This is a genomic window from Pseudomonas syringae (genome assembly GCF_001698815.1).
Classification (GTDB): domain Bacteria; phylum Pseudomonadota; class Gammaproteobacteria; order Pseudomonadales; family Pseudomonadaceae; genus Aquipseudomonas; species Aquipseudomonas syringae_A.
This window is the reverse complement of the sequence record NZ_LGSI01000001.1, coordinates 1-17,025: the sequence shown is the minus strand read 5'-3', so window position 1 is coordinate 17,025 and position 17,025 is coordinate 1. Positions and strand designations below refer to the sequence as shown.

Here is a 17,025-nt window from a genome sequence, read left to right as displayed (position 1 = left end):
CTGGCTCCCCCTTTTCATTCAAGCGCGTTCTGTTACCAGAAGGTGCCGCGCAAGGTCAGCATGTGGTTGCGCGGTTCGCCATACCAGTTGGTGGCGGATGTCGATCCCACTGTGGAGTAATACGTCTTGTCGAAAATGTTGTTGGCGTTATAGGTGACGGTCCAGTGTTCGTCGACCTTGTATTCGGCCAACGCATTCCAGACCGCATAGCCCGCCTGTTCGAAGTCATAGGTGTTGGTGGCGCCGTTGTTGGTCACCGTGCCGCTGTAGTAGTTGGAGCTTTGCAGGTTCACGCCGCCACCCACTTTAAAGTCCGACAACACGCCGGGCAGCTGATAGGTGGAAAACAGCTTGAACAAGTGCTTGGGCGTCTGGGTGCTCAGCAGCGTCTTGGAGCTCTTGTTATGGTTCTGGTTGTAGGTATAACCGGCCATCAACATCCAGTCAGGCATGATTTCACCCGACACTTCCATGTCGACGCCCTTGCTCACCACTTCGCCGCTACCAATCCAGCAGCAGCTGCCGGAGAAGTCATAGTCGTTGGCAGGATAAGCCGGATCGCGCACGCCCTGATTGTCACGCTTGGTGTAATACAGCGCGAAGTTGGTGTTGACGCTGCCGCCGAACAACTCGCCTTTAAGACCGGTTTCATAGGTCTTGCCTTCCATGGCTTCGAGCGAGGAGCCCGAACCGGTCAGCAAACTGACCTGCGGCTTGTAGATCTCCGAATAGCTGCCGTACACCGACCACTCGTCATTCAGGTCATAGACCAGTCCGCCATACGGCGTGACTTTGGTCGGTTCGCGCATGGAAATTTCCGATGAAGTCTTCCAGGTGCCCGCAGTAAGCGTCTTGTAGGTCTGATCGAATTTGTAGCGTTGTACACGGGCGCCAAGGATCAAGTGCAGCGGCTCGGCCAACTGCATGCGCAAGCTGCCATACAGACCGTACTGCTTCTGGTCGTTGGGACTGTAATCACGTGTGTAGTTGGTGTTGTTTGCCGGCTCGGCGAACGGCGTGCTGTCCGGGTCGTAAGGGTTGATTGCGCCACCGACCACTCGGGCAACCCCGAGCCAGCGACTGGTCACGTCCTGATAGTCAGCGCCGACGACCAGATCATGTTTCAGGCCAAACATATCGAAAGTACCCGACAGGTTGGTGTCCCACATGCGCTGCTGGTTTTCCTGTTTGGCAGTCGTGCTGCTCCAGGACAATCCGGCTCCGGTCGCCTTATCGACGCCTACACCGCTGACGGTAGTGGTCTTGAAGTAACCGACATCCCAAAGATCGGTATAGGAAACGTTGAGTTTCCAGTCATCGGAAAGCTTGTGGTCGATCTTGGCGAAAATCTCGCGCCCCGTGGTGTCGGTATAACCCCAGTTTTGACCGAGGCTGGTGTGACGCGGCAGACCGATATCGGAACCGTCGAGGTAGCGCGGTACAGAGTTTTGCGTGCCATTTTCATGGGCTTTGTTATAGCGGATACCGGCGGTAAGCATGGTGTCATCGGTGACGTCAGCTTCGAGGACGCCATAGACGAACGGTTTTTCCGTGCTGCGGTTATCGATGAAATACTGCCGATCGGTGTTGGCAACCACCATACGCCCGCGCAGTTTGCCGTCGAAGGCGATCGGGCCAGTGAGGTCCACTTCCTGGCGATAGTTGTCCCAGCTGCCCGCCGACGCGGTGAGTTTCAGCTGATAGGTGTCCATCGGGCGCTTGCGCACCATGTTGACGATGCCGCCCGGATCACCGGTGCCGCCGAACAATGCCGCCGAACCACGCAGCACTTCAATGTGGTCGAACTCGGCCAGATCGTAGACGTTGGACGAATAGAAGCTGCCCAGCGAGCTGCCCAACGCCATCGGCGCGGCACCATCGAGCTGGAAGTTTTCGATCTTGAAACCACGGGACAGAATGTCGAAGGTCCGATAGGTGCTGTTCTGCACGGTGATGCCCGGCGTCATGCGCAGTGCATCGTTGATATCGGTCAACTGCTGATCAGCCATCATTTGTTGGCTGATGATGGAAATCGACTGCGGCGTCTGGCGCAGGCTGGTGGGGGTTTTAGAGCCCACGCTGGTCAAACCGGTGGTGTAGGACTTGGAGTTCTCAGTCGCCTGGCCCATGCCCTGGCCCTGAATCGTCGTCGCGCCCAGTTCCATCGCGCCGCCCGCAACCGACTCTTCGCTAAGGAAAATCGTGTTGTTTTCGATGCGATACGTCAGGCCGGCGCCATTGAGCAACTTGTCCAGCGCAGCACCCGGCTCAAGGTCGCCATTGACCGCCACGGATTTCTTGCCGCTGACCATTTCCGGCCGATATAACACTTGCAGCCCGGTTTGCGCGCCCAGCGCATTCAGCGCGGTATCCAGCGGCTGGGCCGGAATATTCACGTGACGGACTTCGGCGAATACGCCCTCGCACGTTCCCAGCGCCAACCCCAATACCACTACGGATGCAGAAGTTCTCCATGAAGGCATCGGCGATTTCAACAAACGCCTGGCAAATGTCTGGTTCCTGGATTTCATGCGATGAATCACCCCGATTGAATTGTTAAGTTGGCGGGCCGCCGTCTCTGAGGATGGCTGGCCAGTAAAGAATGAGTTGCTCGTCGTTAGCGTCAAGGCGCCGTGTTTACTGCACAAAGACACGCGCCCAGGAATAAAGCGGGCAGCGAAAACGGTATCGAGCTTTGAATGAACGAACGGGAAAGTGAAAATTTAGTGAAATGGGGAAAATTTCTCCATTTGCGAATATTTCCCGTTGTTGGCAAAAACCGGACGTATCTCAAACCCGTTGGAGCGAGCGGGCGGCGTTCCGACTTGCCCGCGAATCAGCCGTAGGAGCGACTTTAGTCGCGAAAGCGTCAATTGCCCTCCCGGCTAAAGCCGGTCCTACAGCCGAGCGCCTAATCAAGCCCCTTGCCGCGCCCTCGCCAGCATCTGCGCTTTCTCTTCGGGGGTCATGGCATCCAGTGTCAGGCGCGCCTGAGCAATTTTCTCCAGCTGGCCAGGACTCGCCTCCCGTTCGCGCAACGCCAGGGCCAGCGCCGCCGGGGTTGGATTGTCGAAGACGATGCCCGGCTGCACTTCGCATTGCAGCAGTTTGCGAATACCGGCCACCAGCTTGATCACCAGCAACGAATGGCCGCCGGCAGCGAAAAAGTCCTGATCAACGCTCAAGGTTTCCTGCCCCAACAACTGCGCCATGCGCGAAGCCAGCAGCTGTTCCAAGGCATCGCGCGGTGCCAGATACGCGTGCGCTGGCTCGCTGGCTTCACATCGCGACAGCGCCTGTCGATCCACCTTGCCATTGCCCAGACGCGGCATGCGTTCCAGCAGTTGCATACGCCCCGGCACCATTACGGCGGGTAAACGCAGCGCCAGTTCGGCCTTGAGCGCTTCGCCCGATACGCCCCGCCCCGCCACGACAAAGGCCACCGGCTCTGCGGATGACGGGTCCAGCAACACCACGGCTTCGCTGACTTCCGGGAGTTGCAGCAGCTGTGCTTCGATTTCCGCCAGTTCGATACGGAAGCCGCGCACTTTCACTTGCTGATCCTTGCGCCCATAAAGCTCGATGCTGCCATCGACGCGATAGCGGGCCAGATCGCCGCTGCGGTACAGCCGCTCGCCCGTCGCAAACGGATTGGGGATAAACGCCTGATCGTCAGCAGCAGTATTCAGATAGCCCCGCGCCAGTTGCCGGCCACCGATATACAACTCACCCAGTTCGCCGCCCGCCACCAGCTGTTGCCGGGCATCCAGGATGTACACCTGATTATTGGGCAGCACCTGGCTGAGCGGGATGCCGGGCTGCTGCGCATCGGCGCGGGTGATTGGATGGACCATGACACCGACCGTGGTTTCGGTCGGGCCGTAATGATTGAACAACCGACAATCGGGACGAATCTGCAAAATCCGCTCGACCAGACTGCTCGCAATCGCCTCGCCGCCCAGCACCAGCGTCCCCGGCAGGCTGGGTCGCTCGACATCCAGCAAGGCGCTCAGATGCGATGGCACGATTTTCAGGCAATCGATCCGCTGCGCCTGAACGAAATCGGCAAAGCCCTGCGCATCCTGCATCACCTGATCACTGCAAATATGCAGGGTGGCACCGTTGAACAGCGCACCGTATAGGGTGGTATTACCCAGATCAGCTGCCACGGTCGAGCCCAAGGCGAAATGCTTACAGCCATCAAGACCCAACTGGCGCGTTACCCCAGCCGTGTAATTGAGCAATTGGCGATGCTCGATTACCACGCCCTTGGGCGTTCCGGTCGAGCCTGAGGTGAACAACACGTAGGCCGCGTCAGCGCCACTCAGCTCAAGTTCGGTCAACTCCGGCGACTCAACCGTCATAAGGTCAGCGGCATCTTCAATCACCAGACTCGCGCCCGCCTGCTCAACAATCGACTGGCGACGCGCCAGCGGCCAGGCCGGATCAAGCGGCAGATAAGCAGCCCCTGCGCGCCACGCAGCCAGAATCGCCAGCACCTGATTCATGCAACGTGGCAGCGCCAGGGCAACGATTGATCCGCGGGTGATGCCTTGGGCGACAAAACCTGCGGCGACCTGACGAACCTGAACCTCAAGCTCGGCGTAAGTAAGGCGTTGCCCATCGGCTTCAAGCGCGACGGCGTCCGGAGTTTGCTGCGCCCAACGGGCAATGATCGCGGGCAACAAACCCTGATCGGGCAGGTTCAGCGGCGCAGGGTTGAGCGCCAGCAATGCCTCCCGTTCCTGCTCGCTCGACACATTGAGCTGGGCCATTGGCGTCGCCGCGTTTTGCGGCTCGGCAATGCTTTGCAACAGCACCTGATACTGACCCAGCAAACGCTGCACGGTGTTTTCCGCGTGCCGCTCCGGCAGAAAGTCCAGGCGTAAGCGGCTGGCTTTCTGGTTTTGATCAAGCAGCGCGTTCAACACCAGCTCGAACTGCGGCGCAGTTTCCGGCAACTCGCCGGGCGTCCAGCTCAAGCCCGCAGCAGTTTGCGTTCGAGCCGATCCGCGCACTGCAAAGCCATAGGCCGACGAGACCACTGAAGCCGGCAGGTATTCCTGCCAGGTGCTGTGATCTTCCAGCTGCGCGCCAATGCCGGCAAGCCAGACGCTGAACGGCTGATTCATGTCAGGGGAGAACGTCAGCGGCAGGTTCTTCTCGAACAGGCCGATGCTGTCAGTGAAGAATTCATAATCCCGGCGCGCATCGTGACGCCAGGTGCCGACGAACACTTCGCGGCCGCTGATCCGTCTCAACAGCAGCCACCACGCGGCCTGCAACATCGTTTCCAGCGGACGCGCCTGCGTTGCGGCCAAGGTATCGAGACGGGTCAATAACTGAGGATCGATTGCAGCCTCAAGACTCTGGATCGTCGCACGAGCTACCGCTCCTCGGCGGCGCTCCGGCAGATCCGGGGCAGTGGTTTGCTGCGAATTCAGCTGCGCCTGCCAATAGCTTTTGGCAGTCCCGGCGTCTTCGTCGAGCACCACTTCGCTGCGCCATTCCAGATACTGCGCGAACTGCGCCTGCTCTTCTTCACCGGCAACCTGATTGCTGTAGGCCGCCAGCAAATCCCGGAACAGGATCTTCAGGCTTTCCTGATCCACGAGAAACTTGCCTACGCCCAGCACCAGTTGCCAGGCCTGCGCATCCCGGCGCAGCAACAGGGCTTCGGCGAACCGGCCTGTCGCCAGTTGCAACGGCCGCGCATACCACTGCGCCAGGCGTTGCTCGAGGTCCTGCGCCGACTGGGCCTGCTCATCCACCATCAAGGCAAAATCCAGCCGACCCGCGCCGGGGAACTGGCGCAGGCCGTGGTAACCCGGCACCGATCGCAATTGCGTGGCCAACACTGGCTGACGCTTCACACATTCGTCCAGCGCACGTTGCACGTGCTGTGGGTCCAGTTGGCCCTCGATGTCGATGCGCAGAAAATACGCGGACTCGCCCCAGTTGGCGCCGTTTTGCACGGGCTCAAGCTCGGTCAGCTGTTGCGCCAGCAAGGCAAGGCCCAGGTCGGTGATCACTTCGTCGTGCGTATTCATGCGTCAGTCCCTTGTGCTTCCATGACCGGTTTTGGCGTGTGTTGCAGTGCGCTGCGCTCGACCATCTCGCCCATGGCCACCACGATCTTGCGCGGCCCTTCGAACGGGTCGCGGGCGTGGGCGGCGAGCATGTTGTCGAGCAGGATTACATCGCCCTTGCGCCAGTCGAAGCGCACCGCGCATTGCTCGTACAGCTCACCCAACTGACGCATCACGTCGTCTTCGATAGGTGAGCCATCGCCGTAATAGACATGGCGCGGCATGCGCTGGGCGCCGAACAGGCCCAGCAAATCGTCGCGCACGTCCGGGTCCAGGCAATAGATGTGGTGCAACTGCACCTGATTGAAGAAGCTTTTCTCGCCGGTGATTGGGTGTTCGATGATCGCCGGGCACGGTGTGCGAATCTGCAATTCGTCGTGGTCCAGCCATTCCCATTGAATGCCCGCCAACTGGCACCGGGCCTCGACCTCGGCGTGGCTGTCGGTCTTGAAGAAGTGCTGCCACGACACATCGAGTTTGTCGGCGAAGGTGCGCACATACAGCAAGCCCTTGCTTTCGAACTTCTCGCGCAGCGCAACGGGCAGCGAGCGATACATCAACCGGCAATCCACCACGGGCGTGGCACCGCCCACCGGCGACGGTTGCTCGCAGAAAAACAATTGTTTGCGCGGCCAGCGATCCTGATGGGCGCTTTCGTTGTGGAACAGGATCATTTTCTTTTCCGGGTACGGCGTGGAGCGATAGGTGTTCTTGCCGCCTTCTTTCTTGGGCAAGTCGCCGTATTGCCCGTACAAACCCGGCTGCACCGCTTCGGCAAAGGCTTCGAAATCCTGAATGTCGCGCAGCTGGAAACCCCGAAACAGAATGCCCGCGTGATGGGCGAGTTTCTGTTCGATCAACGGCCGATTGGCCTTGACCCACTCGATCAGGTCCAGTCCTGGGTCGGTGGGCTCCACCAGCAACGGAAACGGCTGGCCGGGCACGACCAGCGACTCGCGAAACAACGGCGCGGCGCTGGCGGTCTTGTTCGGCTTTTTCAGGAAAGAACCCAGCTTGTCAGCCTTGGATCGGGCCGGTGAAACTGCATCTGTTGCAACAGGTTTGGCTGCAATGTGGGTGGGCACGTTGATATCCCTCAATCTGATGTCTGGGTCACGCACGATGAGTTGGAGAATCTCCAGCCAGCTGTCGAGCAAATGCTGGATACGCTCGGGCTTGAACAGGTCGCTCGCAAACTGCCAGGTGCCTTGCAACTGGCTGGCGCTCTGGTCGATGAACAGCGCCATGTCGAACTTCGAATAACCGCCCGGATCAGGCAACACCTCCACGGCGATGCCTTCGATGCCGGCGCTGTGCAGCGGCAGGTTGTTCATCACGAACAACACCTGAACCAGCGGATTGACGCCTTTGTGGCGCGACGTTCCCGCCGCTTCGACGATCATGTCCAGCGGCAGATCCTGATGTTCGAAGGCACTCAACGCGGTTTCCTGAGTGGTCGCGAGGAAGGCTGAAAATGGCTGATCGGCAGCGAAGCGCGAGCGCAATGGCAGGATGTTGACGAAGAAGCCGATCAAGCCTTCCAGCTCGGGTTGCTGACGTCCGGCCACATCCGCGCCGATCAGCAGGTCGTCGGCGTCAGTGCATTGATGCAGCAAGACCTGAAATGCCGCGAGCAGCGTGCTGTACAGCGTCACTCCGGCGCGTTGCGCCACCCGGTTCAGTGCATCGCTCAACGCCGACGGCAGGCTGAATTGCAGGTTCGCACCGGCATACGACGCACTGGCTGGACGCGGGAAATCCATGTGCAACGGCAACAAACCGGAACTGCCCGCCAGCGCTTGCTGCCAGTAACCGGCCTGCTCGCGCAGAGCACCGCTGCGCTCCAGCGCCAGTTGCCAACGCGCATAGTCGGAATATTGCACCGGCAACGGTTGCAACGCTGAGTCCGCACCCTGCTCCAGCGCCGCGTAGTTCTGCACCAGCTCATTGACCAGCACCGCCATGGACCAGCCGTCGGAGATGATGTGGTGCATCGAATACAGCAGCACATGTTCGGTTGCCGACACGCGCAACACTTGCGCACGCAGTAACGGCGCCTGCTCCAGGCTGATGGGCTGGCGCGTGTTGTTCGCAGTCGCCAGCACCACTTGGGCTTGCTGCTCCACGGGCGACAGATGACTAATGTCCAACAGCGGCACATCCAGGGCGATCTGCGCCGACACCAAGGCAATCGGGTCGCCTTCGTCATCGGCCAGATACGCCGTGCGCAGTATTTCGTGGCGCTGGATCACCGCTGCCAGACTGGCGCGCAACGATTCGATATTCAGCGCACCGCGCAGACGCAGCGCCAATGGCATGCCGTAAGCGCCGCTGCCGGAGCCGAACTGCTCGGCCACCCACAAACGGCGTTGCGCCAACGACAACGGCGCAGTGGCTTGCTCCCCTGCGGCGACCAGCGCCAGCGTGTTGCCGGGATCGACATCGGCTTGCCCGGCCAGCCGAGCGGCAAATGCCTGCAACTGCGGTTCGGCGAACAGATCCCGCAGGCCAACCGGCAACGCCAGCTGCTGCTTGAGTCGCGCGACCACCTGAGTTGCCAGCAACGAGTGACCGCCGAGCTCGAAGAAGTTGTCGCTCAAACCGACCCGTTCCAGCTTCAATACGTCCTGCCAAACCGAAGCGATGTGTTTTTCCAGCGCGGTCTGCGGCGCGACAAAACGCTGCGCCGCTTCATTGGCGTCGGGCATCGGCAAGGCCTTGCGGTCCAGTTTGCCGTTGGGCGTGAGCGGTAAGCGCTCAAGGAACAGCCAATGGGTCGGCACCATGTAATCCGGCAGCGTCTGCTTGAGACTGGCTTTAAGCGCTTCGCGATCATTTACTCCGCTCACGTAAGCCACCAATTGCTGGCTGCCGGCGATCTCCCGCGCCAGCACCGCCACATCGCGCACGCCGGTCTGCTGCATGAGCTGCGCTTCGATTTCGCCCAGCTCAATACGGAAACCGCGAATCTTGACCTGATGATCGATGCGTCCCAGGTACTCGATCACCCCGTCCGGGCGATAACGTGCCAGGTCGCCAGTGCGATACAAGCGCTCGCCCGCCTTGCCGAATGGATCAGGCAGAAAGCGCTCGGCAGTCAAACCCGGACGCTGGAAATACCCCCGCGCCAGCCCGCTGCCCGCAATCAACAGCTCGCCCGCCACACCGACCGGCGCCAGCTCGCCGTTGGCAGCGAGGATATACAACGCGGTGTTGTCGATGGCGGTGCCCAGCCAGGGTTGCGGATCTTCGCCGAGCAGCGGATGTTGCGCCGACCAGATGGTGGTTTCGGTCGGCCCGTAGAGATTCCACACCTCGCCCAACCCGGCCATGCGCAAGGCCAGCTCATCGGCCAGGGCCTCGCCGCCACACAGCAATTTGCAGCCGCGCAACGTGCTGGCCTGCGGGCTGTCCAGGACCATGCGCCACGTCGACGGCGTGGCTTGCAGCGCAGTGACGTTCTGATCGGCAACGAGGTCGAGGATGCGCTCCGCGTCCATGGTTGTGTCTTTATCCACCAGCACCACGCGGGCACCGACGATCAGCGGCAGGTAAATCTCCAGGCCGAAAATGTCGAAGGAAAATGTCGTCAGGGACAGCATGCGATCCTCGGCTGTCAGGCCGGGTTTTTTCGCCATGCTCCACAGGAAATTGCTCAGCGCCCCGTGGGGCACCATTACGCCCTTGGGCTTGCCGGTGGAGCCCGAGGTGTAGATGGCGTAAGCCAGGTTGTCCGGGGCGCAGCGTTGCGGCGGATTGACGGCATTGGGTGGGTTATCAGCCAATTCGACGATCAGCGTTTCCACATCAACCGGGATCGGCAGCTGCGCCAGCAAATGACGCTGGGTCAGCAGCAATTTCAAGCCACTGTCCTGCACCATGTACGCCAGCCGATCCTCTGGATAAGCCGGGTCCAACGGCACATAAGCCGCGCCCGCCTTGAGGATCGCCAACAGCCCGACGATCATTTCCAGACCACGCTCCACCGCGATGCCCACCCGCGCATCCGGCCCGACACCGCGTGCAATCAAGGTATGCGCCAGCTGATTGGCATGGGCGTTGAGCTGTTGATAACTCAGTTGCTGGGCGCCGAACACCAGCGCCACAGTGTCGGGCGCGCGCTGCGCCTGTTGCTCGATCAATTGCGGCACCGGCGTGCGCGCAACATCGGTGAATGGCGGATTGAGCGCGAGAATGGTCCGCACTTCGTCCGCAGCCAGCATCGCCAGTTCACCGACAGCCAGTTGTGGCTGCTCGAGCATGCCCAGCAACAGCGCCGACAAATGCCGACTCAACTGTTCGACGCTGGCCTGGGCGAAGTGCCGCAGGTCATAGCTGAAATGCACATCCAGGGTTTCGCCCAGACCTACAGCCAGGGTCAACGGGTAATGGGTTTGTTCATGATTGAGCAGCTCGCCGAACTGCAAACCCTGTGGCGCGCTGCTTTTCAGCACTTCAGAGACCGGATAGTTTTCGAAGACCATGATCGTGTCGAACAACGCCGCGCCGCCCTGCCCGGCCCAACGCTGGATATCGAACAACGGCGTATGTTCGTGCTCGCGCAACGCCAGATTCTGCGCCTGCACCGCTTGCAGCCATTGGCTGACCGGCTGCTCGCTGCGCGGGCTGGCGATCACCGGCAAGGTGTTGATGAACAGACCGATGTGCTGCTCGATGCCGTCGATGTCCGCTGGACGTCCGGCCACCGTGGCGCCGAAAGTAACGCAGTCCTGGCCGGTATAACGCTGCAACAGCAGTAGCCACGCTGCCTGAATCAACGTGTTGACGGTGACTTTCTGCTGGCGGGCGAACTCGCTCAAGCGTTGGCTCTGGCCGACGTCGAAGCGCTGATAAAGGTCGCCGTAGCCCCTGATTTGTAAAGCAGTGGAAGTGGTTATGGCCGGCGCCAGCAAAGTAGGTGCCTGCAACACGGCAAGCTGCTCGGTCCAGAATCCCTGGCTGAGCCCGGCATCCTGACGTTGCAGCCAGGCGATGTAATCCCGATAACGCCCGACCTGCCGCTGCGGTGCGTGCCCTTGATAGCGCTGCAAGACCTCGCCCAACAGCTGCGAGTTACTCCAGCCGTCCATGAGAATGTGGTGGCTGGTGTAAATCAGCTCGTGGCGATCATCGGCGGTGCGCACCAGCAACAGGCGCAGCAAAGGCGCTTGGGTGAGATCGAAGCCCCGGTCGCGCTCGTCCTGGGCCAGGGTTTGCAAGGCGGCGCGTTGCTCGGCCTGATCACGCCAGTCCAGCACGCTGAATGGCACCTCGATATTCCTGAAGACCACCTGAAGCGGCTGCTCCAGTTCAAGGTTGTCCGGACTTACGCCTTCGGGGACAAGTCCCCTCCTACCGGGTTTTGCACAAATCCGGGCTTGTCCGGGAGCTTCGACAATGAAACCGCTGCGCAGGACATCGTGACAATCCACCGCAGCCTGCCATGCCGCGCGGAAGCGCTGGGTATCCAGCCCGCCAATCGATAGCTGAATCTGATTGATGTAATCGCCGCCGCTCTGCTCCAGCAGGCTGTGAAACAACATACCCTGCTGCATGGGCGCCAGTGGATAAATATCCTCAACACCACTGACCGTCAGTGTCAGGCCATCCAGCTGTTTTTGGCTCAGGCGCGCCAACGGGAAATCCGAAGGCGTCATCCCCTGATTGACGCTGGCCGTGCAGTGTTCAATCAGCGTCTTCAGCTCCCGGGTGTAGTCATCCACCAGGCGCTGAATGGTTGAGTCATGGAACATTTCGTGACTGAAATTCCAGTCGAGCTGCAATTCCCCGCTGGACACTTGACCTTCGATGCTGAGCCAATTGGCCAGCGGCGCTTGTTCGCTTTGCCCGGAGCCGCTGCCTTCCCTGGCAGGCATGAACGACGCGCCCTCGTCGAACTGCTGATCGAACTGGCCCAGATAGTTGAAGGTAATGCGCGGTTGCGGCGTATCTGCCAGAGACTGATTACGGGCCAGATAACGCAGCACGCCATAACCGACGCCCTTATTCGGCACGCCACGCAGTTGCTCTTTGATGGCCTTGATCGAATCGCCGAGATCGACCGCAGGCAACAGACGCAGTGGATACAGGCTGGTGAACCAACCGACGCTGCGGGTCAGGTCGATGTCGTCGAACAGTTGCTCCCGGCCATGGCCTTCCAGTTGAATCAGGGTCGAGGCGTGACCGGTCCAGTTACAGATCACCCGGCTCAAAACGGTCAACAGCAAGTCATTGACCTGGGTGCGATACGCCGCAGGAGCCTGTTGCAGCAATTGCCGGGTGCGCTGCTGGTCCAGACGCAGGCTGATGCGCCGCGCCACGGCATTGGTTTGGCCGCCGTGCGGATTGTCGCAAGGCAGGTCCGGCGCGGCCTGTTGCAGCTGTGCCTGCCAATACGGCAGCTCCGCCTCAAGCGCCGGGCTTGAGGCGTATTCAGCAAGCCGCGCCGCCCACTGTTGATAGGCGCTGGTTTTGTACGCCGCAGGTAACTCCTGCCCGGCTTGCGCCTGGGCATAAGCCTGTTGCAGATCCTCAAGCAAGACGCGCCAGGAAACCCCATCCACCACCAGATGGTGGATCACCAGCAGCAAGCGCTGGCTGCCATCGGCCATGTCCACCAACAGCGCGCGCAATAACGGGCCTTGGCTCAGGTTCAGGCTGGCCTGTGCGTCGTTGCAGAGTTCACGCAGACACTCGGCACCCGTTGCGGTGCGCTGCCAGAGTTCCACGGGCTGCGCTTCGGCGTGCCATTGCTGCCAGTCCTGTGCAGCGTTGAGGGCGAAGCGCAGGCGCAGCACATCGTGCTGCTGAGTGAGCCAGTCCAGCGCGCGCTGCAATGCCGAGCTGTCCACCGCTTGTTTGGGCGTCAGTAAAACCGCCTGATTCCAGTGCTGACGTTCCGGGATGGGCTGTTCGAAAAACCACTGCTGAATCGGCGTCAGCAATGCCGAACCGATTACCGGTTGCTGATTGAGCAACAGCGGCATTTCCTCCCGGGCGACTTCGGCAAGGCTGCGCAAGGTCTGATACTGGAACAGATCCCGTGGCGTCAGCGTCAGACCGGCCTGCCGCGCACGACTGACCACCTGAATCGAAACGATGGAATCACCGCCCAGCTCAAAGAAATTGTCGTCCAGCCCAACCTGATTCACGCCCAGCACTTGCTGCCAGATTTCCGCCAAGGCCTGCTCCCTGCCGGTGCCGGGCGCGGTGAAGCGCTGCGCCTGAACCGCATCCGGTTGTGGCAGCGCTTTACGATCCAGCTTGCCATTGGGCGTGGTCGGCAACTGGTCGAGCTGCACGAACAGATTCGGCACCATGTATTCCGGCAGCGTCAGCAGCACGTGATCCTTGAGCTGTTGATTGAGCGCCGCCGGGTCTTCGGGCACGCCATCCGGCACCACGTACGCCAGCAAGGTCTTGCCGTCGTGAACCAGCACCACCGCGTCCTTGATCCGCGCATGGCTGAGCAAGCGCGCTTCGATCTCGCCGAGTTCGATACGAAAACCACGCAGCTTCACCTGATGATCGATGCGCCCGACGTACTCGATCACGCCATCCGGGCGATAGCGGGTCAGGTCGCCGGTGCGATACAGACGCTCGCCGTTCGCCGCGAATGGATCAGGCACAAAACGCTCTGCCGTAAGCCCCGGACGCCCAAGATAGCCTCGGGTAATCCCGGCGCCCGCCAGGTACAGCTCGGCGGCAACGCCTATGGGTGCCGGTTGCAGATCCACGTCGAGCATATAGCTGCGAGTGCCGCTCAGCGGTCGGCCGATATTGGCGCTGCCACCGACTTCGCGGCGGGTCCAGGTGGAATACGTGGTGTCTTCCGACGGGCCGTACAGATCGTAAACGTGCTCGATGGTCTGCTGTTGATACAGCGCCTCGACCAGCGATTGCTTGAGCGGCTCGCCAGCCAGATTGATGATGCGCACGCTGTCGGGAATCTCGCCGTTGCGTTGCAACGCCGCGACCGCCGACGGCACGCTGTTGATCAATCGCACCTGATTACGCGCTGGCAGTTGCGGCAATTCCAGCGCATTACGCGCCAGCACGATGAAACCACCGCTGGCCAGGGTGACGAAAATCTCCCAGACCGAAAGATCGAAACACACCGACGTCGAGGCCAGTACGCCCTGCAAATCCTCCCGACCGTAAGCCTGCTGCGACCAGTGGATCAGCGCCGCGACGTTGCCATGGGCAATCGCCACGCCTTTGGGTTTACCGGTCGAGCCCGAGGTGTAAATCACATAGGCCAGATTCTGCGCCGACACCTGAGATTGCGGCGCGACTTGGGGGTAATCCGCCAGCCATCCGGCATGATCGAGCAACACCACCGCCGCCTGCGTCTGCGGCAAACCCGCCATGACCGCGCTTTCAGTCAGCAGCACCTGCGCCTGGCTGTCGTGCAACATGTAGGCGACGCGCTCGGCGGGGTATTCCGGGTCCAGCGGCACATAAGTGCCACCCGCTTTGAGCACCGCCAGCAAGGCGACGATCAAGCCATCACTGCGCGCCATGGCCACGCCAACCCGCACTTCCGGGCTAACGCCAAGCTCGATCAGTTTGTGCGCCAGCTGGTTGGCGCGAGTGTCGAGTTGCCGATACGTCAGGCGCTGCTCGCCATGGATCAGCGCCACGCTGTCCGGCATCGCCGCGACCTGCTCAGCGATCAACTGGTGGATGCAGCGGTCCGGTTGTTGAAAATCAGCCTTGGGATTCCAGGCATGGATCAGGGTTTGATATTCAGCCGGGTCGAGCATCGACAACTCGCCGACGCATTGCCGAGGATCGCTGACGATGGCCCGCAACAGGTTGGTCCAATGACGAGCCATCCGCGCGATGGTCGCGGGCTCGAACAGATCGCTGGCATAGGTCAGCGCCGCTTGCAGCTTGCCAGCCTTTTCCCAGGTATCGAGGGTCAGGTCGAATTGAGTGGTGCGACCCTGATTTTCCACCAGCCCGAGGGTCAGACCGCAAACCGTGGTGATCGAACTGATGTCGGCGACGTGCGGCTGATGGTTGTACATCACCTGAAATAAAGGCGTGTGGCTGAGGCTGCGTTCCAGCTTGAGCGCTTCGACCAGACGCTCGAACGGCAAGTCCTGATGCGCCTGGGCGCTGAGTGCGGTTTCCTTGATGCCTTGCAGCAAATCGCTGACCCGAGTCTGGCCGTCCAGTTGGCAGCGCAGGACCTGAGTGTTGACGAAAAAGCCGATCAAGCCTTCGATTTCGCTGCGATTGCGGTTGGCAATCGGCACGCCGACGCGAATATCGCGCTGGCCGCTGTAGCGATGCAGCAGCACATTGAACGAACCGAGCAACAGCATGAACAACGTGACGTTGTGCTGCTGGGCCAGGCTGCGCAGCTGTTCGACCAGTTGCCCGTCCACGGCAAACTCGTGACGCACACCGCGATAGCTGGCAACCGCAGGTCGGGAATGATCGGTGGGCAATTCCAGCAGCGGGTGTTCGTCGCCCAGTTGCGCCTGCCAATAGTCCAGCTGCCGCGCTTGCTCGCCCGCTTCCAGCCAACGCCGCTGCCACAAGGCGTAGTCGCTGTACTGAATCGGCAACTCGGCCATCTGCGCTGCGCGAACCTGCTGATGGGCGTCGTAGAAATGGGTGAACTCGTCGATCAACACGTTCATCGACCAGCCGTCGGAGACGATGTGATGCAGGGTCAACAGCAGCACATGTTCCCGAGCGCCGAGCTTGAGCAGCTTGACCCGCAGCAAAGGCCCGCGCGCCAGATCGAAGGGTTTGGTCGCTTGCTGCTGCGCCAGCTCCAGCACGCTGGCTTCGCGCTCGGCAGCGGGCAGTGCACTGAAATCCTCACGTTCGATAACCAGCGATGCGGCGCACGGCACCTGGTGCAGACTGTCATCAGCGTAGCGTTCAAACACCGTGCGCAGGGTTTCGTGACGCTGGATCAAACTGGCGAACGCCTGCTCACAGGCAGATTCATCCAGCGGACCGGTCAGCCGCACCGCGCCCGGCAAGTTATACGCCGCGCCCTGCGGGTCCAGTTGCCAGAGAAACCACATGCGCTGCTGGGCGTAAGACAACGCATCGCGGTCTTCGGCCGCCACTCCCCGAGGGATCGGAAACACCGAAAAATCGATCCCTTCGCGGCGCAAACCATCGAGAAACAGCTGACGTTTCTGCAACGGCAACTCGATGAAGCGGCGGGCGAGTTTCAGGGAATCTTGTGCATTCATCAGCAGGCATCCGTCCAAAGAAGAGTGGGAGCCACGGGCTCGACCAGTCCTCAGAAAACGGATGGCATGGGGCAAAAATTAGCTGATTGAGGGGTTATTCCATGTCTATGCGACATGCTGATCAGTGAAACATTGTAATTGGATGGACTCGCCCAAGCCGAGGCGTCTGTAGCGCCACGGTGGCATTCTTAAGAAGCCAACGACAGCGAGGGCGAGCCCATGAAAAAGCATACGACCAAAACTCATCCGTCTCCAGTCGATGTGTCTGTGTGTTCGACTGTGGCGGTAGATCTTGCCAAGAATGTGTTCCAGGTGGCCGGGGAAGATGCCCTTGGCCAAGTCATTTACGAAGCCCGAATCAAGTCACGCGAAGCCTTTCTGCTGCTTCTCCACAAGCTGCCGACCGGCGTGACGGTGCTGATGGAAACAGGCCCTGGTGCGCAGGCCTGGGCGCGATTGCTCCAGACACAAGGCAAGCTGGCGAGAATTCTGCCGGCGCAACACGTGGCCGACCACCGCAGCGGCGCCAAGAATGATCGCAACGATGTACTGGCGATCTTGCGCGCAGGCCGAGATCAAAACATTGCGGCAGTGCCGATCAAAAGCACAGCGCAATTGGCTATGCAGGCCCTGCATCGAGCCCGGCAAGGGTACGTGAGGCGGCACACCGCAATGGGTAACCAGATGCGCGGTTTGTTGCTCGAACATGGCAT

General features: G+C 60.7%; 4 protein-coding genes. 1 reads left to right on the top strand and 3 read right to left on the bottom strand.

What is annotated here, in order from left to right; translation table 11 throughout:
* Window positions 1–32: 32 nt before the first annotated feature.
* From AFK24_RS00020 to AFK24_RS00010, 3 genes are all read right to left on the bottom strand, one after another.
* Entirely contained in the window at window positions 33–2,483 is a 2,451-nt protein-coding gene (locus tag AFK24_RS00020; protein WP_065831296.1) for a TonB-dependent siderophore receptor, read from the bottom strand.
* A gap of 432 nt (window positions 2,484–2,915) precedes the next feature.
* The gene (locus AFK24_RS00015; protein ID WP_065831295.1) at window positions 2,916–6,050 is read right to left on the bottom strand and encodes a non-ribosomal peptide synthetase; all 3,135 of its coding nucleotides are present in this window, start codon (window positions 6,048–6,050) and stop codon (window positions 2,916–2,918) included.
* Window positions 6,047–16,312 (bottom strand): non-ribosomal peptide synthetase, encoded by a 10,266-nt coding sequence (locus tag AFK24_RS00010; protein WP_065831294.1) that lies wholly within the window; start codon window positions 16,310–16,312, stop codon window positions 6,047–6,049. The genes AFK24_RS00015 and AFK24_RS00010 overlap by 4 nt, the downstream gene beginning before the upstream one ends.
* A 219-nt stretch (window positions 16,313–16,531) precedes the next feature.
* Between AFK24_RS00010 and AFK24_RS00005 the strand changes: the two genes are divergently transcribed.
* A partial coding sequence (locus tag AFK24_RS00005; protein ID WP_430962140.1) for an IS110 family transposase occupies window positions 16,532–17,025 on the top strand: 494 nt, incomplete at its 3' end.

Coding starts and splice junctions, on each gene's coding strand:
- AFK24_RS00015 (WP_065831295.1), bottom strand. CDS start 6,050: ATGAATACGCACGACGAAGTGATCACCGACCTGGGCCTTGCCTTGCTG.
- AFK24_RS00010 (WP_065831294.1), bottom strand. CDS start 16,312: ATGAATGCACAAGATTCCCTGAAACTCGCCCGCCGCTTCATCGAGTTG.
- AFK24_RS00020 (WP_065831296.1), bottom strand. CDS start 2,483: ATGCCTTCATGGAGAACTTCTGCATCCGTAGTGGTATTGGGGTTGGCG.